This window comes from Catalinimonas locisalis, assembly GCF_038039535.1.
Taxonomy (GTDB): Bacteria; Bacteroidota; Bacteroidia; order Cytophagales; family Cyclobacteriaceae; genus Catalinimonas.
In genome coordinates, this window is record NZ_JBBPHP010000041.1 from 25,927 (window position 1) to 52,498 (window position 26,572).

Consider the following 26,572-nt stretch of genomic DNA (forward strand, 5'->3'; position numbering starts at 1 on the left):
AACTACACTTCTTTGAAAAACTCATTGGTATACAGCATAGAAGAATCTATCTGTCCGTGGTTCATGGGTATACCTTCTTCATCTTTCAGGATTTGATGTTGTATCATCCAGTCAATAAAATCCACCCAACGTTCGCCTTCCATAAATCCCCAACGATCATCAGAAGTAGTAATGGCAGGCTGAAGAATTTTTAGTGATTCCTCAACAAAAGATAAGTTTTCAAACTCAGGCTGTTTGATATGCTTATGCAAGGCTTTGGCGGCTTTCCCAGGAGATTCATACACATAGCGCCAACCTTCTTCTACTGCTTCTAAGAACGCCTTGATGACTGCTCCTTTCTGATCTACTATATCCTGATGACTAATGATTAACGGAGAGTAACCATAAGGAATATCATAGTTAGCTAACTGAAAAGCGTGAAATTTCAGATTATCTCGTTCATATTTTGCTTTCATACCTTCCCAGGGCAGAAAAACCCAGGTAGCGTCAGCCTTACTTTCCAGCAATGCATCCCACATACTGAGTATCGCAGGATTGCTGATTTCAAATTCTCCTTTACCTCCATCATTTTTGACCAACTGACGTATGATATCATTTTCAAACCTCGCATCGTAGGAGGCGAATGTTTTACCATCCATTTTTGCAGGTCTGTCAATACCACTGCGCTCTAATGTTACTATCGCGCTGGTATCTTTTTGCAGATTGGCAGCTACGGCTACCAAAGGAGTTGGCGCTTTGCGCATATGATAGCTTATCACACTTTCAGAAGGTGCAATGGCCAGATCTACCAGTTTCTGTGAAAGCTTTTTGGCCGGAGTGGTGGCATAATTATCCGAAGCAGGATCAACAATTTCCAGTTCAAGACCATTGTCCTCAAAATATCCTTTTGCCTCGGCCACCAATATTCCCGCATGCATGGTATTGGGCGTCCAGTCAAGGGCTAATGTAAGTTTCATATCAAAAAAATTTATTTTCGGCCTCTGTGGCTTTAAAGTCCGAAATGAAAAATGAGTTTATACTTTACGCTCAACCTCTTAGTAGAAGAAATACATAAAAACAGCCGAAGAACTTCATTGCTCTCCATCAAATTAATCCAGCAGCGTATTGGTGAAAAAACTTTCCGTATCAGCTTCTTCCAGTAAATTACCATCTGCTTTTTTCAGCATTTTATGTTTGATCAACCACTGGGTATAATCATTCCATCGTTCACTACTCATAACTCCCCAACGGCCATTTTGATTTAGAAATGTAGGAGCAATGGACTGCATCGCATTCATAATAAAGTTGATATCCTCAAAATTGCTATGCGCTATACCCTGAACTAAAAATGCAGCGGCTTTTTCCGGCTCATTCGCCGCCTGAATATAGCCTTGTCCACTTGCCTGTAAAAATTGCTGTAAAGCTGTCTTCTTTTCTGCAATTGTATTTTCTAATGTCATCAATATGGGAGAATACCCGTACGGCACTTGAAAATCTTTGAGGTGAAATGCATTCAGTTCGTATCCTTTTTGCTGCGCAATAACACCCTCCCAGGACATAAATACCCAACACGTATCTGCTTCTCCCTGTAGAAAACCATCAAATACACTAAGACGAGGCGGGGTAATCAGCTTAACCTCTCCCTTTCCTCCATCGTTGCGAATCATGGTCGTGATCAAGTTTTCTTCCAGCACTGTCTTATATCCGGCATAGGTTTTTCCATCCAGTTTAGCCGGACGATCAATACCACTGGATTTTAGCGTGACAAAAGCACTGGTTTCTTCCTGCATTACCGTGGCAATGGCTTTGACAGGAAATCTTTCTTCTTTAAGCAGACGATAGTTAATCAGATGTTCCGAAGGGCCAAGGGCAATGTCTACCTCACCTTCAATAAGGCGTTCAATCGGTTTTTTAGTATAATTATCCACATCGGTAGGAATTAATTCTACTTCCAGACCATGTTCTGCAAATATATTTTCAAGCTGGGCCAGGTACATTCCGGCATGGATGACATTGGGGGTCCAATCCAGCGCTATTTTTAGTTTCATATGAATAGTTTTGATGTGAAAAGTTCAGCATTCCCAGCCTGAAAAACCGTGAACGCTGAACTATAAAACTTTGAACTACTAAAACCTTAGTCTTAGGATAGCATAAAAATTACGGGGAGGCTGCACAAAATAACCGGGCACTAATTGATCATTATAACTTACCGGCTGGCCATAGCTGTAATACTGCTTGTCCAGCAAATTATTGAGTTGCAGGCTTAGCGCATGTTTTCCGAAAGAAAGCGTAGCTCTGGTATCCAGCAGAAAAAATTCAGGCATTACCAAATCCTCTTGATTAGTAGGCTCCAAGTAAGACTCACTTACATAGCGTGGGCTCACGGCTAAAGTTAGCCATCCGGCTGGCCTATACTCCAAGCTCGCATTGACAATCCACTCCGGACTGATGATAGGCTCTACATTGGTATATACCAGATCAGCATCTTCAGGAGCATACTCATCAATCTGGCTTTGCATATAGGTTACATCCCCACTGAAGGAAAACTGAGCCACCGGACGATATTCCCAGTCCACTTCTATCCCACGACGATAACTGCTGGGCATATTTTTACGTAATTGGACAAAGCCTTCGGGAATAGCTTCGCCAATAGGCGCGATCTCATTCTCAAACTGCATGTAGAAAACATTGGCCTGACCGGAAAGCTGGCTATTGCTGATGCGTACCCCCCCTTCAAAATCGTTGACATACTCAGCTTTCACAGCATCCGGGTCCTGGGCATCTGCAAGATTAAAAGCGTTGATCTGCGTAGAGCCCAAAATATCCGTACGCGTAGGTTCACGGCCACTTCTACCATAAGAAGCATACAAATTCATGTTGCTATTCAATTCATAGGTCACCCCAACTTTAGGATTAAAAAATGTCCAGCTTCGGGTAGGGATGCTCGCTTCCTGACCGAGAAAGGCCTCATCGGGTGTCATGTCCAGTTGTACTGTGCGGAATTGTAAATCTCCAAAGAGAATCAATTTACCTAATTCGTAGCTGGCTTTAGCAAACAGGCTCAGTTCATCTTTTTGCGACTCATCCTGATAATAAGGTGTGGCATAATTGGGCACTATAGCTTCTATATTTTCCCGCTGAAAAGTGTAAGCATGCAATCCTCCGTTGATCTCCCATTGACCATTATCAGAAGTATGGTTCAGATAAGACATGAAACCATAATGATCGTTGAAGAGAGGGTAGTTAATCTGCATAAAGTTACCTTCTTCATCCGGAAAACCTGCCGGAAAATCACCTCCCGCTCCTCCATAGTAGAGTGAAGATACCAGTGAAGTTTGTTGACTCAGAAAACGTGTGTACTCTAACTGAATCAGATGCTGTCCAAAGTCATCGGTATCATTTTCAGAAACATAATTGGTGCGAGGATCAGCTTCAATATCGGGTAGGGCAACCGGCAGATAAGCCAGGTCATTTTTGGTACGACCCGTAAAGCCGGTAATCTTCACCATATCTTTCTCTCCAAAATAACCTCCGGAGAAGAAGAAAGAGTAAGCGTCTGTACCGGTATGATAGCGATAGCCTTCTGAAGTGGTACGGGTAAAGCGGGTGTAAAAGGCAAATTTATCATTGAGCAAACCTGTTTTTACCTCACCACTGGCACGGTAAGTATCAAAAGAACCACCCAACAGTTGTACTTCAGCAGTCGCTACGCTATCTCTCAGATTGACCGATTCAAAGTTGATAGAGCCAGCATAAGAAGCAGTTCCGTTGGTACTGGTCCCTACGCCGCGCTGCACCTGTACTGACTCAATGCTGTTACCAAAATCCGTGAAGTTGGAGAAAAATACGCCCTGATCAATCATATCATTAAGGGGCACACCATTCAGCGTGATATTGATACGTGTCTGATCAATACCTCGCAGACGCATTTGCCCATAGTTGGTCAGATTAGTCCCTGACTCAGAGTAGGCCAGAATGGAAGGTGTCTTTCTTTCTAATACAAAAAGCGCATCCTGACCTACATAAACTTCTTCAATCTCCTGTCGGGAAATGGTCTTTTGTGTCACAGGGATTTTTTGATCAGCGCGAATGGCTTTGATCATCACTTCTTCCAGAGAACGGGCCACAGGAAGGCTAAAATTCTGAGTTACACTTCCTGTTTCAGTGTTTAAAGTCACTTCCTGTGTTTGAAAACCAACAAAGCTCACTTTAAGAGTAGCCGGTGTTTGATTTACCTGAAGGCGATATTCACCTTCGGAGTTGGTCACTGTACCCTGTGTGGTACCTGCCACTGTCACATTAGCACCTGCTAATGCTTCATCGGTTTGCGCATCCGTTACTTTTCCACTAACGGTCACCTGCGCCCATGCTGCTACCGGCAATACAAAAGCTGCCAGCACCTGCAATAGAAAAATTCGCATGTTAAAAAAACTTAAAATGGTTAGTAAACAGGAAGCCAGGGGATAGCTCCCAAATCTTTATTTACTATACCTTCCCTTCGCCCGCATTACCGGGATCAGGTTCAATGGGTATAATCTCAGCCCGTACCATAGGGCACCCCTTATACTTAGTAAAGCAACAAAGCTATGAAGGAAATGTTAAGGAAGCAAAGCCCGAATAGCTTCTACTGCGTTTTGCAGTCTTTTTTCTTCTACACCCCAGATTTCTTTAACCTGCTCTCCTAAAAGTTCCTGCTGGTAAATTTCAAAAAGTTCTTCCCGATCATCAGGATTTTCACGCTGCGGGTCATAGGTCCAGGGAATGTCAGGTGCGCAAAGTAGGTATAAGCCAGCTTTACGTTTTTTTTGCTGTTCTATAATCCAGGGATGGCACCTTTTGAATTTAAACTCACTCCAAACCTTAATGACTTCCAGACTGGTATCACAAAAATAGATTTGGCTGGCTTGTTGGGCATACTCATGCTCTCGGTTTACCTGCCCTTTGGCAATTTCCAGCAGATCGCTTTCCTGATAAGGTCGGCTGAGCTGATTGATGTAATCACGGGCATATTCAGGCACCCAGGGCTCATCAAACACGTCCGATAACTGCTGTGAAAGTGTGCTCTTGCCCGTGGCCTCCGGACCGGTGATAATTACTTTAAGAGGGTCTTTCATTTAATAAAGCAGGCAAGTCCTCTACGTTTTCATATAAGGTTTGCATATCCAGTTTAATATCCAGTGAAGCTAAAAAAATTTGCGCGTCAATGCCTTCATAATGGCGAAACTGCCATAAGTCAGTATTCTGCTGACGCTGCCATACCTCTGCGGCTATTCGGTACTGATGAATCAGTAAATACTCCTGAAAGCTATCCAATTGGCGATAAAACCGAAACTTATCACCACGATCATATGCCTCTGTTGTTTTGGAGAGCACTCCTACAATTAACGTAGGATTAGTAACAGCACTAGGATCTTGGGGGGGCGTTTGGGTTTGCCACACACGACTAAAGCATCCGGATAGACAAAGCGACTCTGCTCAGGGATATATATTTTTCTGTTTTCGTTAGCTGCTACACAATGCTCATTCACTCCATCATTTCCATCTTTCTTTTTCCGAAGCATGAGTTTAAGTTCTGTGAAAACGTTGCCGCTAATTGTAGTATGGTCATAAGAGCCACCAGCCATAGCTACTACTTCTCCCTTATGATACTCGTAGCGTATGCCAGTATCTTTTTCCAGTTGGAGATAATCTTCAATAGTTAGCCCTGTATGTTGTACTTGTTCTGACATCCTGTTTTTATCTAATATACAAAATTACGGTTTTCTAAGCAGTCTGTTCTTTGTACATAGACTTTCTCCAGTTGATAAAACCATAGGTAGCCAGACCGAGATACAGGAAATATAACAAAGACAGCAGGAAAAGTTCTTTGTACATATAAATACCTGCTGCTACAGCATCTACTACGATCCAGAGTATCCAGTTTTCTATTCTTTTCCGGGCGAGCATGTAAGTGCCTATAAAGCTGAAAGAAGTGGTAAAAGCATCCCAGTAAGCCAGATCAGCATCCGTATAGTTGTCAAAAAAGTAACCGAATCCTGCCCAACCCAGTCCGCCCAGTAGCATCAGGAACAGTAATCGGCTTTTGCTTAGTGTGCTGACTTTTAGCTCTTGCTTATTTCGCCCGCCGGATCGCCGGCCGCCATATAGCCACTCATACCAACCGTAAAATCCCAGGATCACATAAAATATGTGCAAAATCAGGTCAGAGTACAACCGAGCTTCTAAGAAGATAATTCCGCTAAGCACAGTACCAACAATACCTGTTGGCCAGCCCCAGACCAGTTCCCTGGTATTGAACCATACGGAAAGTACGCCAAAAACTAATGCTAATAATTCAATGTAGTTGATTTCCATGTGGCAGCCACCTCTTCTATGCGCTCCAGCAGAGCATTGAGTTCTTTTTCAGTAGTAAAAGGATTCATTAAAGTGGTGCGAAGATATAATTTATTTTTTAAGCGCGTTTGCACAATATAAAACTCCCCTTCTTCCAGCAACTTTTGTCGCACGAAAGCATTGAGCGACTCTGTTTCCGCTTCTTCAAGCTTTTCTAGCTGATACCGAAAGCAGACAATATTGGTAGCAGGGGACATCGCCAGTTCCCAATTTTGCCGCTTCTCAATTATACTGGCAAAGGTCTTTCCCAGATTATACTGACGAGTTACATACTCATTGATGATCTCCATTCCGTAGCTCTTGAGCAGTGCATAAGCCTTCAGTCCCATCATGAGCTTGGTGCATTCCATAGTACGTTTGCCCATATTATACCACTCATGCTCCTCCTGATCGCTCCAGAGATACTGTGCCTGCTGTGCAAAAGTCCGATAAGAATCCGCTTCATTTTTAAAGAGTAAGGCAGTAGTCAAAGCAGGCGTCAACATCATTTTGTGCAGGTCTATCACTACCGAATCTGCCCTCTCCATGCCTTTTACCAGGTGACGGTATTGGGGAGAGAAGACTGCTGCTCCGCCATGCGCACCATCTACATGAAACCAAAGCTTATGTTGCCTGCAAAAATCGGCAATACTTTCTAAGTCGTCGTAAGTACCTGAGGAAGTAGTGCAGGCACTGCCTACTACCGCGATCACTTCTATGCCTTTTAACTGAGCCTGTTGGAGATAATCTTCCAGAAGTTCAGTCCGCATGCGCAGACGTTCATCAGCAGGAACCTTAATAATCCCTTCATCACCCCAACCCATGACACGGGCCGCACGGTCTACACAATAGTGCGCCTCTTCTGACACCATCAGGGCTAATTTTTTACCGGAACCTTTGAGCCATACATCTTCGGGAGACTTGGCACGACGAGCAGCCAGCAGGGCAGTAAGGTTAGCCAGCGTACCACCCGATGTCAGGAAACCACCCGAATCATGATGCCAGCCGATTTCACGGCAGATGCGCTGTACAACTACCCTTTCTATCGCAGTAGAGACTGCTCCCATCTCATATACTGCTCCACCGTTATTTAACATACTACTTAGCAGACTGGCCAAGGTAGTTACCGGGGCAGGAGGCACCACCTGATGTCCCATATACTTTTTATGGTGAATATGAATTGAGTCTTCCATGACCTTTTTAAAGAGCTCCATCACAGTGTCTTCTCCTTTGGCCTCATCCTCCTGCCAGTACTTTAACTGATCTTCCGGTGATTTCCAGGGAATGGTTTTGAGGGTAGTATCTGACTGTGTTTTATGTAAATAACCAGCCAGCATATCAATCAACTGATGCCCCTGCTGACGAAATTCTTCGGGATCAAAAGCTTTGTGTAACAAATCGCTCATAGCTTCGGTAGTAAAAAATTTTATGAGATGCAGCAAAATTAAGGATTAAGGTGTTATAGTGCGAAGTGTTATGGTGTTATAGTTTTGCACGTATTTATTAACCATAACACTAAGAACTATAACACTAAAAATCTTGGCAGGAATTTACATACATATACCCTTTTGCAAACAGGCTTGTCACTACTGTGATTTTCACTTTAGCACCAATACCAGTCGTAAAACCGAAATGGTACAGGCGATTGTTCGTGAGTTACAATTGCAGAAAAATTATTTGGGAAGTGAGCCGGTAAATACTATCTATTTTGGCGGAGGAACGCCCTCACTTTTGTCCGAAGCAGAGTTACAACTTTTATTAGAAACTCTCTACCAGCATTTCTCAATCACTGAGCATGCCGAGCTTACGCTGGAAGCTAATCCGGATGATCTGAATACGGATAAGCTGAAAATGCTGCATAAGGCAGGGGCTAATCGGCTGAGCATAGGCATACAATCATTTCATGAACCTCATCTCAAATTTCTGAACCGTGCCCATAATGCTGTAGAAGCCAGTAATTGTGTACAACTGGCTCAGGATGTAGGTTTTGATAACATCAGTATTGATCTTATTTATGCCATTCCTTCTGAAAATCATCAAATCTGGGAAAGTGATTTAGCCAAGGCAATAGCACTGCAACCTCAGCATATCTCTTCTTACTGCCTGACCATTGAAGAAAAAACTGTTTTCGGCAACTGGCTAAGAAAAGGGAAACTAAGCGAAGTAGGAGAAAATTATGCTGCTGAGCAGTTTGAAATGCTGCTCTCTTCTCTCAAAGCAGATGGGTATGAGCAGTACGAGATTTCTAATTTTTGCCTGCCAGACTTTCATTCACGCCACAATAGTAATTACTGGTGCAGAGAACCTTATCTGGGGGTTGGACCAGGAGCACATTCTTACAACAGACAAAGCCGTCAATTTAATATTTCCAATAACAGCATTTATTTGAAATCTTTAGCAGAAGACGAGATTCCTGCCGAACAGGAAATGCTATCGCCCCAAGACCAGATCAATGAATATATCATGACCGGACTGCGCACCAAGTGGGGATGCGACCTGCAAAAAATTAAGGATGAGTACAACTATGACTTATTTCTGGAAAACAAAAACTACCTCAACAACTTGCTAGCAGAAGGAAAAATCAGCATGCAAGATCAGCACTTAATTTTAACAGATTCCGGCAAGTTACTGGCGGACCGTATTGCTTCCGACCTTTTCGCAGTCCAATAAAAATATTTTTTTGTTTGATAAAACGCTGATTTTCAGATATTTGATTTTATTCCTTAGCAAAAATCATGCACTTTTTATTTTTCCTAGCAAAATTTAGCACAGATGTTGCCCATGTAAGTTTGTAAAAGATTACACAAAGTAACATCAATGCTATGAAAAAGATACTATTCACAATATGCTTCATAGGGCTTTTTGCTACTGCTCAGGCCCAGCTTTCTATCACTCCACGTGCTGGATTATCCATGCCTCAGGGTATGTTAGACAATGTAGCCGGAAATGGCTTTAGCTACGGCTTAGACCTGGATTATGCGATCAATGATAACTTCAGAGTTGGCGCTTCATTCAGTCAGCATCGCTTTAATGATGAAATTGCCGGCTTCAGCTTTAACGTAATTGACTTTAGCATTACGCCTATCACTGCTTCAGTAAAGTATGTACTTCCCGGCACTAAACTTCGTCCTTACATCGGTCTGGAAGGTGGTTTGTACAACTTTAAGGTAGGGGCAGCAGGTTTCAACATTACGCGTGAATACTGGGGGCTAGCTCCTTCTTTGGGAGTATTGTATCCTGTCAATGAACGGATAGATTTCTTTGCCAATGCGCAGTACCACATTATGTATATCAATGAGACTATTCCGATTGCAGACTTTCAGATCAATCAGGATATCAAGTTCATACCCGTTAACCTAGGGTTTTCATTTAAGTTTTAGTAGTCTGAATTCACCGACTAAAGACCGGACGCTTGTCTGGTCTTTTTTATGCAAAAAAGCCGGAATTTCCGGCTTTTTTAGTTTACAAATTAAATGACAAAAGACGTTTACGCTGTTTCTTTAGCTTCACTTTCTTTCTTGAGCTGCTCTCTTTTTTGGTTTATTGTTGAACGGTAATCAAAAGGACGAATGATTAATCGTGTGCCTTTATCATAGGTAAAGTAATTCCAAATCCAGTTACCCAGGGTAATCAGCTTCTGACGAAAGCTTACCAGGTACAGCAGGTGAACAAACATCCAGATGATCCATGCTACAAAACCTCCAAACCTCAGTTTTCCGGGCAAATCAGCCACAGCACGATTACGGCCAATGGTGGCCATAGTACCTTTGTCTACATAACGAAAAGGCTTCATATCTTTTCCTCTGAGCTGCCTGCTTAGATTTTTTCCCAGATTTTCTCCCTGCTGAAGCGCTACGGGAGCCAACTGAGGATGACCATCAGGGTAGTCCTCAGTAGACATTTTAGCTATATCGCCCACCGCATAAATATTATCGTAGCCTTCTACCAGGTTAAATCGGTTAACGGTGTACCGGCTTTTCTCAACTTGTGCTTTGTCCAGACCGGGAAGCGTAACGCCCATTACACCGGCAGCCCAGATCAGCGTTTCTGTTTTGATTGTTTCGCCATTGTTAAGTTTCACCTCATAACCGTCAAAATCTTCCACCATGGTTTTGAGTTTCACTGTTACCTTAAAGCGTTTCTCAAGGTCTCTCTGGGCCCTTTCTCCTGCTTTTTCAGACATTGCTGGCAGCAGGCGCTCCAGACCTTCTACCAGGTAAATATTCATCTTGGTATTAAAATCCAGCTCAGGATAATCGCGGGGCAACACCTGTGCTTTGAGCTCACCTAATGCGCCTGCAAGCTCTACTCCGGTGGGTCCTCCACCAACGATTACAAAATTGGTAAGGCGAGCAATTTCATCTTCATCATCAGAGGTGACAGCACGTTCAAAATTTTGCAGAAAGTGACTTCTGAGGTTAAGCGCCTGTGGCACCTGTTTGAGCGGAAAAGCCAGTTCTTCAATAGACTTATTACCAAAATAATTTGTCTTGGTTCCGGTAGCGATGATCAGATAGTCATAATGGATACGGCCAATATTGGTATTCACCATGTTTTCATCAGGACTTACAGATTCTACTGTAGCCATTCGGAAGAAAAAGTTTTCCTCATCATCAAACACCTTGCGCAGCGGCCCAGCTATAGAATCGGGCTCCAGACCGGCAGTGGCTACCTGGTAGAGAAGCGGTTGAAAAGTATGGTAATTATGGCGATCAAGCATTACCACCTGCACATCTTTCATACGCAGATTTTTAACAATTTGAATACCTGCAAAACCTCCGCCAATGATTACTACGCGAGGTTTACCAATATCAGGCAACTGGGTAGCCAAATGCCTGTTTTCATAACCATATTCCACTGGGGTTTCTATTGCCGCCATATATATTGAAGTTTATTAAGTTCAAAAAATAAAAATTTGTGTTTCACACTCTAATTCAACGTATCCGGCGGTCATGTGTTTATGCAACTAACCTTTAAGCGCATATTTGTACAAAAAAACCCACGAATGGCTCCGTGGGTTTGAGAAACAATTATTTGTTATGTCACTTTTTCAGGAGACGTAACACTTTTTGTCGTTCTCCTAGCTGAAGTTTTACAACATACAGCCCAGAAGAGCGTGCCGACAAATCTATTTTGATTTCTTCTGTAGTTAATACTCCACCTTGTATCTTTCTTCCGTTAGGATCAAATACAGATACGCTTGCTCCCTGCCATATATCGTCTACCTCCAATACAGCCTCATCTAGCGTAGGGTTAGGATAAAGCCTGATGGTCATCATCTCTTCTTCGGTGAGCAAAATAGCATCCTGCTGCCCTGCCTCCAACAATTTAGGATCTACAGTAGTATTACGCGTGACAGGAGCAGGTGCAGCTACACAGCTGAATTCAGCTTCCCAGCCAGAGCGTACGACTGAACCATCAGTAGTAAATACAAAGGTAAGTGTACCATCTACATTTGTTGCAGTAACTGTACCCGGACTATTTGTATTGGTATACGCTCCTATCAACGGAGCAGATGAATCATTACCATCATAGATATAAAGATCATCATAGCCATTTTCGATATTGAACTCAGTAAAAGTTACCTGTAACATATGATCCGAAGTTGCCGGTAAGAAAGTTTGCTCAATGTTATGGTTATTGTAGTAGTTAAACTCTCCACCCGGATCACGATAGATCGCAGAACACACAGTCTTATCACTTGCATCCATGTCTATCACTTCCAGTACTTCTATGGCCACTGCCGTCTCATTGTTGAGTTCATCAGTTTCTGTAGTCTCTTCATTAATATCTGCTACTGCGATAAGATACCACATACCTGCTGTTGTACTTCCAGGAATACTAGCCTGCACATCAAACGTATAGCTATCCGGAGCTGGATCCATACCAAATACGCTTTCTTCTCCTAAGTAAGTGTCACCTATATCATAAACATTATCCGCTGACAGATAAAGTGCAGTAGTATGCCCTTCCTCAGCAATGGTAGTTCCCTGATTTTCTACAGTAACAGTAACTGTTAGAGGAGAACTTTGTCCCAACTTAGTTGCAGAGGGAGACAATGAACTTACTATTAAATCCACGTCAGGATTGCTTATGGTAAGAGCCAGCGCAGTTGTATTATTTGCTTCGTCAGTTTCAGCGATGTATCCATAGAAATCAGTAACCGCAAGCAAATATTTTGCACCTATACTGGTGGCAATAGGCACATAAAAAGTATTACTATTTGCATAATCTTCTCCCGCTTCTAAAACAGAGGTATTCATATAGTTGTCGCCTATGTACGTGTCCTCACCACTATAAACGTCATCATCGGATAAAAAGAATCTTGTATACAGAGTTCCAGTAGCGGCAGTAGTACCACTATTGCTTATCGTGTATTCATAATCACTATACTGTCCGGGAATCAGAGTAATGTATTCAGAGGAAAGTGCACTTACATTAAGATCCACATCAGCATCTACTACACTAATCGTAGTGCTGGTTACGTTGTTTTCCTCATCTACTTCTTCAATATCATTATTTGGGTCTGCCACCAGCAATATATAGTAAGTACCATTGGCTGTATTAGCAGGCATATTGAACGAAAAATTCATGTTGACGCTATTTTCTGCACTGATGCTTTGCCAATCTTCTTCCAATTCAATATCACTTTCGTCAAACTTATTATCTGAGGATATGTATAAACTAACATTGGTATTAGCATAACTATAACCTTCATTAACAATGGTAAAACTAGCGGGAATATACAACTCACCGGCTGCTACGGGACTCCGGCTAACCGCAACATTAGTTATTGTCAGGTCAGCATAAGCAGGAACTACTTCTATCTCTCCTACAAAAGCTATATTATTTGATTCATTTGTTTCAATGACCTCCTCATCGGCATCAGCCTGAGCAAAGAGATAATACGTTCCTATACGCGAACCTAAACCAGGAATGTATACATCAGCACTGACATATTCTGAATCCCCGGCATCAATGTCTTCCACATATTCCTCACCCAGGTAGTAATCATCATTGCTCCGGTTTTTGTCAGGAGAAAGGTAAAATTTAACTTTACTACTACTAGAACGGCTTTCCCCAAGGTTAGTAATCTCAGTGTCTATTTCCGTATGATAACCGTTATTGGGCACTTCATCCTTAAAGCTGGTATTTTCACTATCCACCGCCAAATCAATCTTTGAACGGGTAAATACCACCGGCACTATTGCCAGGTTATCATCTTCATTAGTTTCATCCTCACCTTCTATACCATCTGCTTTAAAAATAATATACTTACTTCCTACTGCATAAGAAGCAGGAATAGTCATCGTAATAGTGGTTGTAGTCTGATCATCTACACTTAGTAAACGGGTAAACCCTCCATCATTCATTTCAAAATCGCTATTATCCAATGCTTCATCATCTGAGATAAAGTAGGTCATCAGAGTGGCATCAGTCATAGGTCCTTCTCCTATGTTATGTACTTCGGCCTCAAAAGTGAGTTGCTCGCCCGGCTGCACCGCATCCTGGCTAAGAGAAGCTGCTATGATCGTCAGGTTGGGCAGTTTACGGTTGTTAATGGTAATCGGGAAAGCTTTGAAGTTATTGTCTTCATTGGATTCCGTGATGGATCTGTTACCGTCTACTTGCAGAAGTAAATAGTATTTACCGGAAGAAATATCTTCAGGAATCGTAAAAGACCAGTTATTAATGCTTTCTTTATCTCCACTGTTTAATGCTGCGAAACTGTTATATGCATAATCCTGATATTGATAATATTGCATATTTTTTCTTTTCTCGTATTCATCAGGAGTGGCTAAATAGGCATATAAACGAGTGTTATTCATTATGTTTCCACTACCTATATTGAATATTTCAGCATTGATCAAAATATTTTCACCTCCGCTTACTTGGTCTTTGCTAATACTTGCTTTTCCTAGTGTTAGATCAGATAGCTCTGCTTTGGTAATTCTAATGGGGGTCTCTCCCACACTCAGATTATTTTCTTCGTCTTTTTCTGTCACATAGCCATAGTCATCTGCCTTTACCAGCAGATAATAGGTACCTGGATTCAATTCATTAGGTATGGAATAAGACCTGTTACTTATAAAGTCAGCACCACTTCCCAATGAGCCTGTGTAGTATGTTCCTAAGTCAATAGCCTGATCCAAGCTTCCGTTACTTGATAAATAAATGCGGGTATAAGAATAACCTGCTCCACCATCTCCTTCATTTTTGATGGTGTAATTATAGCTAAGCTGTTCACCCTGCTTCAGTATGGTACTGCTGGTAATATTTTGACTGCTGACTATCAAGTCTGCTTGAGGAGAAGGCGTATAGTTGACCTGAATAGGGACAGAAATGCTGTTATTGCTTTCATTCTGATCAGTTATATCATAAAACCTGATGCTAATACTGAAATCTTCTGCGTCTTCTTCTACATAAGGTATACTCAAGGTACGAGAACGAGAGGTTTTGCCAGGTGTAATGTAGGAGTAATTACCAGTCAAATAAATATTTCTGGAATATCCAGGGACTGTATAATTCAGATGATAAGAAACGCCTACTCCCTTAGAATCTGTATTTTCACTGCTAAAGTTGACATCAAAGTTTATGGTTACATTTTCATTAGCTTGTACTACCGGCTTATCCAGATATACATTGCTCAATGCCATGTCAAAAACTTCTTCTTCAGTTTCTTCCACTACAAGCACAATAGGATCAGAAATATTATCCCGCTCATTCGTTTCGTCTATCTGCGCATCATAGTCGGCTACCACAAATAAATAATAACGTCCGGGCGCTAAGCTCTGACTAACCTCCAGTTGATCAAATACCTCTTTAGTACCTACCTCCATCTGACCCAACCATTGCGTATTTAACTGGTTATCGCTATATCTAGAATACTCTGCATCGGTAGAGGTGTAGATTCCTACATTGCTACCATGTGCAGGCGCACCTCCGACATTCACTACATTAAAGGAGAGGTCAATGGACTCTCCCTGATTGATTCGTGTTTTATTTAAGGTTACGCCCGAAACGATGAGATTAGAATACTCCTGAGCCAGGGAGACAGGATTGATCCCCAGGCACATGAGTATGATTCCCAGCCAGCGTAGCCTTCTCCCACGAGAAAACGAAAATGATTGGCTATTCATGAATTTTTGGTTTTGAGTCTACACGAGAATTAGTAATCTTTATAACTATACAGATTAGTATTTGTATTTTGCTAATAATATTTCTGCTTTTTGCTAGTGTAAAAGCCTAAAAAAGGCCTCTATAGATGCCTATAGAAGCCTTATTAAAATCATCAGAAAAGCTTATTCTCTGATACCAGTTCCGTAATTGTAATTTACAACAGCAGACTCACCGGCAGCTACGCTCTGAGAAGGCATGCTTCCTGCACTCGCCTGAGTTGCTCCGTTAGAAGTAGTCTTATAACCGCTACCTTTAGCAACTACAGTAATTGACTGGATTTCACCATCCTGATCAATATCACTTTCAGTAATATAGGCAATCGCCCCGCTTCCTGCTCCGGTCGGAGAAGTGATCTCTAAATCAATACGCTGACCAGGAGTATATCCCTGACCACCATCAATCACTGTAATTGAAGTAAGTTCTCCTTCAGAATTAATAGTAGGCAGTATCTCAGCTGCTACTCTTTCCATAGGCATAACTTCTACAATCTCAAATGATACTATCTCCTGATTAGCTAAAAGTGCACTTGAAGCATTGGGTAATTGGGCATTGTTTACAAGAAACATTGTTCCATCTATCAACTCCATTCCATTGATATCATTAAGACTCATTACCTTGTATGCAGTTTCCAAGCTAAAATCTGAAGCATTTCCACTACCACTACTCATTGTCATATCATTGTAGTAAGTATATTTTACTTTAACCGAAGGAAGAAAAGTATAACCTGCACCTCCGTTAGCCAACTCTAACTCATAATCAGACATGAACTTCACCTTAAACTTAGCACCAGAACCATCTGTATCATCAGTAGTACCACCGTCAAAGTCATAAAGAACGCCTAATACAGGTTCGCTTGTAAATGTATCATCAGCATCTGATAAGGTGATATCTACACCCGTATAATCTGTAAAGCCATCAAAGTTAGTGATCTTACCATCAGCATTTACTTCAAATACTGCCAGTGTATTCTCAGCACCTTCAATAGTAAACCTTACTTCACCACCTACTCCTACATAACCAGCGCCACCATTGATTACTTCAACATCAAAGTTATCTCCCAGATCTAATCTTGTTTCAACCCGGCTAACTGTCAATTCAGCACCAGTTCCGGCAGCGGTAAAATCAGGAAGGCTAACCAATACACCGGGATCGTTAGGGATCACAGAAGATCCTCCACCGGGAATAAACATGGTAGAAACAGTATCAACACTGTTGTTATGTACTAATATTTGCTCAGCGCTGTAGTTAGCAAACTTAAGTGCAATAGGAAGACCTTCGTTGCCATTGCCAATACCAGCAGGAACAATTAGTTCGTAAGTACCATCTTCACCTACAGTAGTAGACACGGTAGCATTTTCATAAGTGATGCTAGTAATCACTCCTGCTCCATCATTTAAAAGGAAGTTGTTCTTGAAGTTGTTATCACTAAGGTCAATAGAAGCAGTTACTTTTGCTCCTACAGCCATTTCAGGGTCATCGTTTAGCAGGTTGGTTTCTGCATAAACTTTACCTGTAATTCTACCTGCTCCAGCCTCTACAGTAATAGGGAAAAGGGGTACAGTAGTAGAAGCATTGTGTACTGTTTTGTTATCAGCATAGCTGGGAGTAATATCAGCGGTAAAGAAAGCTGAAGTATAATTTTCAATTTTAGCAGTAACATTCACCTGACCAATACGCATATCGTCAAATACAACGATACCATTCTCGTCAGCAGTTTCTGAGATCGCTACGCCATTCTGGATGACAGTAACAGTAGCTCCTTCTACCATCGCCTTGCGGGCATTGGTTGTATTGGCATTAGCCGCATCCATTACACGAACTGAGTAGACAATAACCCCACCGATTCTTTCCAATGAATCCTGTAAGCGGGTATAAGCCATCAATTGTTCGTGGGTAAGGTTTTCTAAGGCAACAGCGTTTTCCTGCTGCTTATTAAGAAGTTCTTCTTGTCTCTGAAGTGCGTCTTCTTCGGTAAACTCATCTTCGCAAGAAGTTAGAATACCAAGACCGAAAATAGAGAGGCCTAGTAATCCTAAAAGAGATTTTTTCATGATTTGAGATGTTAGAAATTTAGTTATGAATTTGGTAATAATTAAAAGCTCATGCCCAAAGTGATCATGTAGGAATTGGTACGAACATCCGTAACATCACCTATCAGGTTTGTGATATCCATACCATTATTGATTGCATTAACACCATAACGATATCTGAAATCAACCGACAACTCATTGGCACCCATAGGAATCTCAATACCAGCTCCGGCATATGCACCGTACTGAAGAGACCTAAAATCCGATCTTACATCTTCTTTTCCGCTGCCAGTGGCAAACTGATCACCATACTGAAAAGAGATATCCTGAGATTCTATACTTGTTATGTTATATCCTAAGGCAGGGCCCACTATCAACTGAGGTTTGATCGTGGTGCTGATTCCTGGTATGTTGAATTTAAGAAGTAAAGGCACTTCCAGATTATGTAGGTAGGTATTAGCAGTAGTAGCGATAGGGCTTTCGTCTACTGCTGAATTTCTCAGTTGGGTACGGGCTCCACCTTGCTGCATATACAGCACCTCCAGTGACACATCCAGCAAGCTTATCGGGCTGTAGGTTACAAAACCTCCTACTGTAACACCTGTAATACTTCCTGTGTGTTTATGCTGAGTCAGATCCTGGTGGTAAAACCCACTGGATGTTAATCCTGCCCTTACACCATACTTGATAGCCTGAGGACTTGAGTTATCCGTTTCACCACTTTCCTGTGCCATAGAAGAAGTAGTTATACTCCAGGCTACTATGGTGAAAAGAAGCCAGGCTAATCGCATGGGAATGTGAAGCATGCCTCCTAATAAGCGTGTTTTCATAAATGAGGTAAATCTTTAATCGTTGATGTAATTATTATTTAGGTAAATACTTCTCTGGATATGCTGCAATGTCTATTACATATTGGGGTTCTACAGCAAAGCACATTAGGTATGGTGGAGTATCTTTTTTAATGGAGGCAAAGCAAACGCTTTAAATAATAATAATATACTATAAGCTGTCCGCTTTATTACATAAGTAAGCTTAGCATTGGAAGAATATATGAGTCTGTATACTTATGCTTATAATGAGTTATTCACTATTGAAAATAGAGTTTCTTCAATTGAACTATTATTTTATCACACAGAAATACGGAAGAGAAAATGGTAAGGAAGTAACTGACTTATAAACCTTTATCAGAGAGAAAGTAAAAATAACTGATAAGACAAATTGCATTATTCACCAAACATTATTCGGTAGGAGGAACGAGGGCTTATTTTGGTTTATAAGGTGGTACATATTGGTAAATACCTTTAAAATGCTTTTAAAAAAGCTTTATGCTTAAAAAATTACACGACTCTTCAAATACCGTATGAATTACTTTCAATACTTCAGCAATGTATTCTGTCATGAAAAGCAATGTTAAGTCAAAAAAAAATACCTAAGGCAAGGTGATTTGCTTTAGGTATTTTATAGAGTGTGCTAGTTTTTTAAACTAAAACTTAGAACTCATTGCAAAAAGTATATCCTAAATATACTCGCTAACTAATCTCTTGCTTTAAAAACTTTCCGGTATACCCCTTTTTACATTTTGCCACTTCTTCCGGCGTGCCTTCACAAATAATCTCACCACCTTCTCTTCCACCTTCAGGACCCAGGTCTATGACATGATCCGCCACTTTGATCACATCCATATTATGCTCAATGATCAGCACAGTATTCCCTTTGTCTACCAGCTTATTGAGCACATCCAAAAGGTGTTGGATATCTTGAAAATGCAGGCCGGTAGTAGGTTCATCCAGAATATAAAGCGTCTTTCCGGTATCTTTCTTTGAGAGTTCGGTAGAAAGCTTCACCCGCTGCGCTTCTCCTCCGGATAGCGTAGTGGCATGCTGCCCCAGACTGATATAGCCCAAACCTACATCATCCAGTGTCTGTATCTTCCGCAGAATACGAGGCTGATTCTCAAAGAATTCTACTGCCTGTTCCACGGTCATATCCAGCACATCTGCTATAGATTTTCCTTTGAAACGAATTTCCAGCGTTTCACGATTGTATCGCTTGCCTTTGCAGGTAGGGCAGGGCACGTGTACATCAGGCAGAAAGTCCATTTCTATCAGCTGCATACCGGCTCCTTCGCAGGTTTCGCAGCGTCCACCTTTGACGTTGAAAGAAAAACGACCTGGCTTATAGCCCCGAATTTTAGCCTCCGGCAACTGTGAAAACAATGCGCGAATGTCTGAAAATACTCCGGTATAGGTAGCCGGATTGGAGCGAGGGGTACGCCCGATAGGGGACTGATCTACCTCAATTACTTTATCAATATTTTTAATACCTTTAAAATCCTTATAAGGATAGGGATCAGTGTGCGAACGATAAAAGTGCTGGCTCAGCAACGGAAACAGTGTATTATGAATAAGGGTAGACTTTCCACTTCCTGACACTCCGCTTACACAAATCATCTTGCCCAGTGGCAAAGTTAGCGTTACATTTTTCAGATTGTTACCGCTTGCCCCACTCAGCTTTAACTCTTTCCCACTTCCTTCCCTTCTCTTTTCAGGTACTTTAATCTGGCAAACATTGTTCAGATAATCAGCGGTAATGCCTCCGTTTTTGATAAAATCTTCAGGGCTACCCGAGGCAATCACTTTACCCCCATGACGACCCGCCCCCGGACCAATATCCAGAATGTAGTCTGAGTGAAGCATCATATCTTTGTCGTGCTCTACTACAATTACTGTATTACCCAGATCACGCAGATCCTGCAGAGCTTTGATCAGCTTTACATTGTCGCGCTGATGCAGACCAATGCTGGGTTCATCCAAAATGTAGAGTACGCCTACCAGTTGTGTACCAATCTGGGTAGCCAGACGAATTCGCTGCGCCTCTCCACCAGAAAGCGTTTTAAGCGGACGGTTAAGGCTCAGATAAGTAAGTCCCACATCCACCAGGAAGCCAATACGTTTTCGTATTTCTTTCAATACCTCAGTAGCAATGATACGCTGCCTGTCATTGAGCCGGTCTTCCAACCCAACGAACCACTGGCTTAGGTCATCTATATTTAACATGGCCAGCTCAGCGATATTTTTATCGGCAATCTTGAAGTGCAGAGATTCTTTTTTCAGTCTTGCACCTTCACATTCGGGGCAGGTGCGGCTGCTGACAAACTGCTTCACCCACTTCTGCGTTTTGTCCGTACCGGTTTCCTGTTGTTTTTCCAGATAACCTATTACTCCCTCAAATTTTACGTTATAGTTAGAACCGGGATATTTGATAGATTTTACAGCTACCGTTTCCTTGTCGCCATGCATTACCACTTTCATCACATCTTCAGGAATATCTTTGATAGGCGTGCTCAGCTTAACTTTGTGCTTCTTGAGTACTGCTTCCAGCTTCTTGAATATCCAGATATCACGGTACTCCCCCAGAGGTGCGATACCTCCCCGGCTAATGCTCAGGTTATTGTCAGGAATGATGGCCTCCATGGCAAATTCGTCAATCTGGCCTAGTCCATGACAGGAAGGACACATTCCGTAAGGTGAGTTGAAGGAAAAAGTATTGGGCGCAGGCTCATCATAAGAAAGGCCTGTCTCCGGGTCCATCAAAAATTTGGAGAAGTGGTGTACATTACCCTCCGTATCAGAGACCATCATGATGCCCTTACCATGATTGAGTGCCGTTTTGATGGATTCAGTAATCCGGTAGCGATCTTCGGTGGTTACCAGTATCCTATCTATCACTATCTCAATATCGTGGGTTTTGTAACGGTCTACCTGCATTTTAGGCACCAGGTCCGTTACTTCACCATTTACCCGTACTTTGGCGAAGCCCATCTTACGAATCTGCTGAAACAGCTCTCTATAATGTCCTTTACGGCCTTTGACTACCGGGGCCAGGATGATCAGCTTCTGCTGGTCAAAGCTTTCCAGTATATAGTCAATAATCTGGTCTTCCGATTGCTGCTTCATCTTCTTGCCTGTCAGGTAAGAATAAGCCTCTCCGGCACGGGCAAAGAGCAGACGCATGAAGTCATAAATCTCCGTAACCGTACCTACCGTGGAGCGAGGGTTCTTGGAAGTGGTCTTCTGTTCAATAGAAATTACCGGACTCAGCCCATTGATCTTGTCCACGTCAGGTCTTTCCAGGTTCCCTATGAAAGAACGGGCATAAGCCGAGAAGCTTTCCATGTAGCGGCGCTGCCCTTCAGCATAAATGGTATCAAAGGCAAGAGAAGACTTTCCGCTACCACTGATGCCTGTTACTACGATCAGCTTATTGCGGGGGAGCCATACATCTATATTCTTAAGGTTATGTTCTCTGGCACCAAAAATTTCTATAGCCTCCTGATCATAAGAAGTAGAAAGCCCATGCTCAGAAGTGGGTGATTGTACAGTTTGTGCTTCTGTTTGCTCCATACAAAGATTACATTACAATTTCGGTCTATACCCTAACTAAAGGAAGGTACAAAAGGTGCTAAGTTATTATTTTTTATTATGCGTATTGTACATACTTCTATTTCAGGCAACGTTTATCTTTTATCACGCTAGCCTGATAAAGACGCAGTACTACTCATGCCAACTTCTACTTAGAAAGCTAAAAATCAGCATATTCAATCAGCTTAACCGAAAAATAACGAATTCTTTCCGCTCAGGAGATTCCTGCCATGAGCTTTGCCATAAGGGAATACTTATATTCAAATATGGTCCCCTGGCAATTTTTGGGAGTTGCTTTTCTAATTGAGAATTTACGCAAAAAATTAAGCTTTTGTTTAGTTGTGATTGAGGTTTGTTATTAAAACTAACTTATTCCTGCCTGATAAGTAACAGAAAAGAAAAAGCCATTCATGCTTAGCATCAACGGCTTCTTACAGAAGGTTTTTTCCTTAGAAACGCTTAGTCGGCCAGCTTTTGCACTATGTATTGCTCCACCGGATCTTTGGAGATCAGAATTTCATAGGTATTCTTCTTCACTGTCAGCTCATCATCGCGCAACCAGGGGTTATAACGCTTGAGCGTTTTATAGGTAATTCCGTGCTCATGCGCAAAGTCTACCAGATCAGGGATAGTTTCTTCTACTTTTATCGTATCAAACTCCGGCTGATTGTAACGTGCTGACTCAGGGATGTTAAAGCCATATAAACCCGGATTTTCCAGGATAGCTTTGGCTGCCAGTACTCTGAACATATAACGAGCGGTCTCATCATTAAGCAATACATCAAAATAAGAATCTACATTTTGCTCTTCAAGTCGGCGTTCCAATCCCCGCATACCTACATTGTAAGAAGCAGCTACGCTGGTCCAGCTGCCAAACTTATCGTAAGCATCCTGAAGATATTTGCAGGCTGCTTCAGTAGACTTCATCGGGTCACGCCTCTCATCCACCTCTCCGTTCACTTCCAGACCATACTGCTCAGCAGTACCTTCCAAAAGCTGCCAAAAGCCTACCGCATTGCGGTGCGACATGGCGCTTTCTTCAAAATTACTTTCAATCGCTACGATATACTTGAAGTCGTCAGGGATATTGTTCTTTTTCAATACTTCTGAAATCTGCGCCATCCAGCGATGGGAGCGTTTGATCATCAGAATGGTATTGGAATGCCAGTTGGCATTTACGTGAATTTCACGATCAAAACGCTCACGCAGGTCCGGCTCTTGCAGCGGAATCTTCTCACCGGCAAATGTCACTTCATCGGGCGTGGGCACAATAAATGCCTGGTAATTAGGAAGCTTATTGGTCCCTGCCATTTCCCTTCCATCAGCAGTCGTCTGCTCTCCGCTCAGAGAGGCTTCCTTTACTCCTGAGCTTTGGTTTTCATCCATAAACTCTCTCCATCCCAGGTAAAAAACCAGGAGTAAAATGATGACAAACTGAATTCTGACCTGCGTTCTTAATGTATTCAAAGTGATGTTAGAAGTTTGGTGATAAAGTATATTTTGAATAAAAATTATCGATCACCTCTACTGCTTCTTCAGGGGTATCCACCAGATTGATCAAATCCATATCAACACTGCTGATGTTCTGCTCTTGCTTGAGAACGATATCTTCTATCCATTGCAGAAGTCCCTTCCAGTAGTCTGTGCCGACCAGTACAATCGGGAATCTACCGATTTTTTTAGTTTGTATCAGCGTTAACGCTTCAAAAAACTCGTCTAATGTGCCAAATCCTCCGGGCATGACAATGAATCCCTGAGAATATTTGACAAACATCACCTTCCTAACAAAAAAATAATCAAAAGTGATCAGTTTATCCGGATCAATGTAAATATTACTGGATTGTTCAAAGGGCAATATGATATTTACCCCTACGGATTTACCCCCTTCTCTTTTCGCTCCCTTGTTCCCGGCTTCCATGATTCCCGGCCCTCCTCCGGTGATCACACCGTAGCCATGCCTTACCAGCTTGGCCGCGATTTCTTCTGCTGTCTTATAATAAGGATGGTCATTCTGGGTACGGGCGGAGCCAAAAATAGTAACGCAGGGGCCTATTTTGGAAAGTTTTTCAAAACCCTCCACGAATTCTGACATAAACTTAAATACTGCCCATGAATCGTTGATCTTGATTTCGTTCCAGTCACGTTCTCTAAAGGCTTTTTTTATTCTTTCTCCGGGGGTAGGAATATGCTCAGGTAATTGTTTGGTTGATCCGTTGGCAGGCGTTTCATTGTGGCTATCAGTCTCACTTTTCATATTATTCTTCTTCAATTTTGTTTACTTGTATTATACCGCAGAACAGTCTGGTGGAAGAAATATTATTCCCTCGCATGACCATAATATCAGCATTTTTATTGAGTGCATTATATTTAACGGAAATGTTACTGTTAACATTCCCGGACTATGGCTATCTCATCAATTACTTCAGAAGGTCGGTCAGCGCAGCTTCTACTCTTTTGTACCTGAAGTCAAATCCGGTACTTTCTATTTTTTGGTTAGAGAGCTTATTACCTCCTAACACAATTGATGCCATTTCGCCAAAAGCAAGCCTGAGGGCAAAGGCAGGCACATTAGGGAGGATGAGGGGTCTATGTAATATTTTGGCGGCGGTTTGGGTAAGTTCCTTATTGGTGACTGGGCGGGGGGCTACTGCATTGTACACACCATGCACATCTTCCTTTTCCAGGGCATGTATATACATACGGCAGATATCGTCTATATGAATCCAGCTCATGTACTGCTCACCACTACCCAGCGGAGCACCTGCCCCCAACTTGATAGGCTGTACAATTTTGGGCAATGCGCCTCCCTTCATACTGAGTACCACTCCTGTCCTGAGCTTTATGGTACGGATGTTCAGGCGGGAGATTTCATCTACTGAAGCTTCCCACTGTTTCACCACGTCTGCGATAAACTCATCGCTCTTGGGACTGCTTTCGTAGATTTCTGTACTTCCGGTATCAGAGCCGTAAATGGAAATTCCTGAGGCGGATAAAAAAGCTTTTACTTTATGTTGTCCCAGCTGTGCCAGACCGTCGTGCAGGAGGCGGGTAGTTTCCGTGCGACTTTTAATGATGATTTGCTTACGGCTCTCCGTCCAGCGGCTATCAGCAATCCCTGCCCCTGCCAGGTGGATGATATAATCGGCCTGCTTGAGCGCTTCGGGTTCTATTTCTTTCTTCTGGATATCCCACACATAGGTTTTTACTGCTTCTTTGCCTGTGCGGGACCGACTCAGGTGACTTACCTCATAGCCTTTTTCCTGCAGCATAGGCGTAAGTCTACTGCCAATCATACCTGTACCTCCGGTGATGAGTACGTTTTTGCTCATATTGAATCATTTAATGTGCGCTTATTAAAAACGGCTCTCTCATTATTATGTTTATGCACAATCAAACACAAAAAAAGCGGCGCTATAGCCGCTTTATGCCTTATATTTAGACACTCCTATTGTAGTTGATACTGTTATTTGTTGTACTTGGTTAACTTGAAGGTAGCTAAACATCCCTGTTGTAGCTGTTCCCTCTGACGGTCTGTTAATTACCTAATGGGTTTGTTCAGAATAAGTCCATCATTACCTACTGCAAATAGCCCATGCTTAGGACTATTCCAAATACTATTAATTCCTGTAACTGTAGAAAATTCCTGGACTAATTCTATGCCATTATAGTGGTGTATTGCCCCATAGTTTGGATATTCAGAACTTACTAAATAAACATCTCTACTGCCTAATACCGTTAAATCATCAAAATAACCTTTTGTATCCTCTGCTATTTCTTCCCAATGCTCTCCATCAAACCGTAAGAACCTATTACTTCCCACAGCATAGATTTCATTATCTGAAACTCCCTCTATAGCAGTTAAGAAACTACTAGAAAATTCACCTGGAGAAAGCATGTTAATCCACTTTTCTCCATCAAAATGAAGAATAAAATCTTCTTCCCCACTATAGTCTACGGCATATAAATTATCAGATGAGGCACCCCAGATATCCATGATGTGAATAAGATAAGGAGCATTTAAATTCTTGAGTTCAGAGTCTTCAATTGTATATACCCCTCCTGATGAAGTCAGATAGATTTCCCCCTGAATGTTCTTTACATTTGTAATGAAATGAAAATCAAATTGAGTTAATAATACCCACTCTTGATTACTATAGACCAGTATTTCATCATTATGATTTTGATTTTCATCATAAAGATTCGCAATCGCGTAGGTCGTTTGGTCATTACTGGCTCCACCTATTACTAAAGATCTGCTCTTCCAGTTTACATTTTCTTTAATAAGCTCGTGTCCATCAAAGCTCATAATAGCCCCTAAATGTTCGTTAGCTTCAACCCCTACACTTCCACCACCAAAAAATATCTTATCCTCGTTTTCCCAAATACTGATTAGTGGCAGCGTATTATAGTTGGGAATTAACTGCCAATAAACAGGATTGACAACCTCCTCCTCTGAGCATGATAGCAGACAGAGAGATGAAAGAACAATTAAAAGCGTTTTTTTCATAAGCTTAATCTATTTTGGTCTAAATAGTACATGACAGAATATAGTTATATGCATAATGAGATATATAGTGCTAAAAAAAGCGG

At 41.9% G+C, this 26,572-nt stretch carries 17 protein-coding genes, 1 pseudogene and 1 riboswitch; of the genes and pseudogenes, 2 read left to right on the forward strand and 16 right to left on the reverse strand.

From position 1 onward, the window contains the following. Positions 1–2 precede the first annotated feature (2 nt). The 7 genes and pseudogenes from WJR50_RS28185 to WJR50_RS28220 form a co-directional block, all read right to left on the reverse strand. Positions 3–956, reverse strand: a complete 954-nt coding sequence (locus WJR50_RS28185; RefSeq protein WP_341296665.1) for an ABC transporter substrate-binding protein — start codon at positions 954–956, stop codon at positions 3–5. A 132-nt stretch (positions 957–1,088) separates the two neighbouring features. Continuing rightward, the gene (locus WJR50_RS28190; protein ID WP_341296666.1) at positions 1,089–2,027 is read right to left on the reverse strand and encodes an ABC transporter substrate-binding protein; all 939 of its coding nucleotides are present in this window, start codon (positions 2,025–2,027) and stop codon (positions 1,089–1,091) included. A 78-nt stretch (positions 2,028–2,105) separates the two neighbouring features. After that, entirely contained in the window at positions 2,106–4,400 is a 2,295-nt protein-coding gene (locus WJR50_RS28195) for a TonB-dependent receptor (RefSeq protein WP_341296667.1), read from the reverse strand. A gap of 54 nt (positions 4,401–4,454) precedes the next feature. Beyond that, positions 4,455–4,551, reverse strand: a riboswitch (TPP riboswitch). Between the two features lie 26 nt (positions 4,552–4,577). Further along, the gene (locus tag WJR50_RS28200) at positions 4,578–5,093 is read right to left on the reverse strand and encodes an AAA family ATPase (protein WP_341296668.1); all 516 of its coding nucleotides are present in this window, start codon (positions 5,091–5,093) and stop codon (positions 4,578–4,580) included. Continuing rightward, a pseudogene (locus tag WJR50_RS34280) lies at positions 5,077–5,708 on the reverse strand (Uma2 family endonuclease). The gene WJR50_RS28200 and the pseudogene WJR50_RS34280 overlap by 17 nt, the downstream one beginning before the upstream one ends. A 34-nt stretch (positions 5,709–5,742) precedes the next feature. Continuing rightward, positions 5,743–6,333 (reverse strand): nicotinamide riboside transporter PnuC, encoded by a 591-nt coding sequence (pnuC, locus tag WJR50_RS28215; protein WP_341296671.1) that lies wholly within the window; start codon positions 6,331–6,333, stop codon positions 5,743–5,745. Further along, positions 6,306–7,757 carry a pyridoxal phosphate-dependent decarboxylase family protein gene (locus tag WJR50_RS28220; protein ID WP_341296672.1) on the reverse strand — a complete coding sequence of 484 codons (1,452 nt, stop codon included), beginning with the start codon at positions 7,755–7,757 and terminating at the stop codon, positions 6,306–6,308. The genes pnuC and WJR50_RS28220 overlap by 28 nt, the downstream gene beginning before the upstream one ends. A gap of 133 nt (positions 7,758–7,890) precedes the next feature. On the opposite strand from WJR50_RS28220, the gene hemW reads away from it, so the two are divergent. Together hemW and WJR50_RS28230 are read left to right on the forward strand one after the other, a co-directional pair. Further along, entirely contained in the window at positions 7,891–9,021 is a 1,131-nt protein-coding gene (gene hemW, locus WJR50_RS28225; RefSeq protein WP_341296673.1) for a radical SAM family heme chaperone HemW, read from the forward strand. Between the two features lie 152 nt (positions 9,022–9,173). Continuing rightward, the gene (locus tag WJR50_RS28230) at positions 9,174–9,731 is read left to right on the forward strand and encodes an outer membrane beta-barrel protein (protein WP_341296674.1); all 558 of its coding nucleotides are present in this window, start codon (positions 9,174–9,176) and stop codon (positions 9,729–9,731) included. A gap of 107 nt (positions 9,732–9,838) precedes the next feature. On the opposite strand, the gene WJR50_RS28235 is transcribed toward WJR50_RS28230, so the two are convergent. The 9 genes from WJR50_RS28235 to WJR50_RS28275 form a co-directional block, all read right to left on the reverse strand. Then, positions 9,839–11,230 carry an NAD(P)/FAD-dependent oxidoreductase gene (locus tag WJR50_RS28235; protein ID WP_341296675.1) on the reverse strand — a complete coding sequence of 464 codons (1,392 nt, stop codon included), beginning with the start codon at positions 11,228–11,230 and terminating at the stop codon, positions 9,839–9,841. Between the two features lie 163 nt (positions 11,231–11,393). Beyond that, positions 11,394–15,491 carry a CARDB domain-containing protein gene (locus WJR50_RS28240; protein ID WP_341296676.1) on the reverse strand — a complete coding sequence of 1,366 codons (4,098 nt, stop codon included), beginning with the start codon at positions 15,489–15,491 and terminating at the stop codon, positions 11,394–11,396. Positions 15,492–15,653: 162 nt separating this feature from the next. Next, a complete protein-coding gene (locus WJR50_RS28245) occupies positions 15,654–17,582 on the reverse strand; it encodes a hypothetical protein (protein WP_341296677.1) in 1,929 nt (642 codons plus the stop codon). A 41-nt stretch (positions 17,583–17,623) separates the two neighbouring features. Beyond that, entirely contained in the window at positions 17,624–18,391 is a 768-nt protein-coding gene (locus WJR50_RS28250; protein ID WP_341296678.1) for a porin family protein, read from the reverse strand. A 699-nt stretch (positions 18,392–19,090) separates the two neighbouring features. Beyond that, on the reverse strand, positions 19,091–21,964 hold the full coding sequence (gene uvrA / locus WJR50_RS28255) for an excinuclease ABC subunit UvrA (RefSeq protein ID WP_341296679.1): 2,874 nt from the start codon (positions 21,962–21,964) through the stop codon (positions 19,091–19,093). A 477-nt stretch (positions 21,965–22,441) separates the two neighbouring features. After that, positions 22,442–23,449, reverse strand: coding sequence for a lytic transglycosylase domain-containing protein (locus tag WJR50_RS28260; RefSeq protein WP_341296680.1), 1,008 nt, complete (start codon positions 23,447–23,449; stop codon positions 22,442–22,444). A 7-nt stretch (positions 23,450–23,456) separates the two neighbouring features. After that, a complete protein-coding gene (locus WJR50_RS28265; RefSeq protein ID WP_341296681.1) occupies positions 23,457–24,236 on the reverse strand; it encodes an LOG family protein in 780 nt (259 codons plus the stop codon). A 163-nt stretch (positions 24,237–24,399) separates the two neighbouring features. Continuing rightward, a complete protein-coding gene (locus WJR50_RS28270) occupies positions 24,400–25,311 on the reverse strand; it encodes a TIGR01777 family oxidoreductase (protein WP_341296682.1) in 912 nt (303 codons plus the stop codon). A gap of 209 nt (positions 25,312–25,520) precedes the next feature. Beyond that, positions 25,521–26,489, reverse strand: a complete 969-nt coding sequence (locus tag WJR50_RS28275; protein ID WP_341296683.1) for a beta propeller repeat protein — start codon at positions 26,487–26,489, stop codon at positions 25,521–25,523. Positions 26,490–26,572 lie beyond the last annotated feature (83 nt).

Bases quoted from the DNA above. Each gene is read 5' to 3' on its own strand.
- WJR50_RS28185 (WP_341296665.1), bottom strand. From the start codon at position 956: ATGAAACTTACATTAGCCCTTGACTGGACGCCCAATACCATGCATGCG.
- WJR50_RS28190 (WP_341296666.1), bottom strand. From the start codon at position 2,027: ATGAAACTAAAAATAGCGCTGGATTGGACCCCCAATGTCATCCATGCC.
- WJR50_RS28195 (WP_341296667.1), bottom strand. From the start codon at position 4,400: ATGCGAATTTTTCTATTGCAGGTGCTGGCAGCTTTTGTATTGCCGGTA.
- WJR50_RS28200 (WP_341296668.1), bottom strand. From the start codon at position 5,093: ATGAAAGACCCTCTTAAAGTAATTATCACCGGTCCGGAGGCCACGGGC.
- pnuC (WP_341296671.1), bottom strand. From the start codon at position 6,333: ATGGAAATCAACTACATTGAATTATTAGCATTAGTTTTTGGCGTACTT.
- WJR50_RS28220 (WP_341296672.1), bottom strand. From the start codon at position 7,757: ATGAGCGATTTGTTACACAAAGCTTTTGATCCCGAAGAATTTCGTCAG.
- WJR50_RS28230 (WP_341296674.1), top strand. From the start codon at position 9,174: ATGAAAAAGATACTATTCACAATATGCTTCATAGGGCTTTTTGCTACT.
- WJR50_RS28235 (WP_341296675.1), bottom strand. From the start codon at position 11,230: ATGGCGGCAATAGAAACCCCAGTGGAATATGGTTATGAAAACAGGCAT.
- WJR50_RS28240 (WP_341296676.1), bottom strand. From the start codon at position 15,491: ATGAATAGCCAATCATTTTCGTTTTCTCGTGGGAGAAGGCTACGCTGG.
- WJR50_RS28245 (WP_341296677.1), bottom strand. From the start codon at position 17,582: ATGAAAAAATCTCTTTTAGGATTACTAGGCCTCTCTATTTTCGGTCTT.
- WJR50_RS28250 (WP_341296678.1), bottom strand. From the start codon at position 18,391: ATGAAAACACGCTTATTAGGAGGCATGCTTCACATTCCCATGCGATTA.
- uvrA (WP_341296679.1), bottom strand. From the start codon at position 21,964: ATGGAGCAAACAGAAGCACAAACTGTACAATCACCCACTTCTGAGCAT.
- WJR50_RS28265 (WP_341296681.1), bottom strand. From the start codon at position 24,236: ATGAAAAGTGAGACTGATAGCCACAATGAAACGCCTGCCAACGGATCA.
- WJR50_RS28270 (WP_341296682.1), bottom strand. From the start codon at position 25,311: ATGAGCAAAAACGTACTCATCACCGGAGGTACAGGTATGATTGGCAGT.
- WJR50_RS28275 (WP_341296683.1), bottom strand. From the start codon at position 26,489: ATGAAAAAAACGCTTTTAATTGTTCTTTCATCTCTCTGTCTGCTATCA.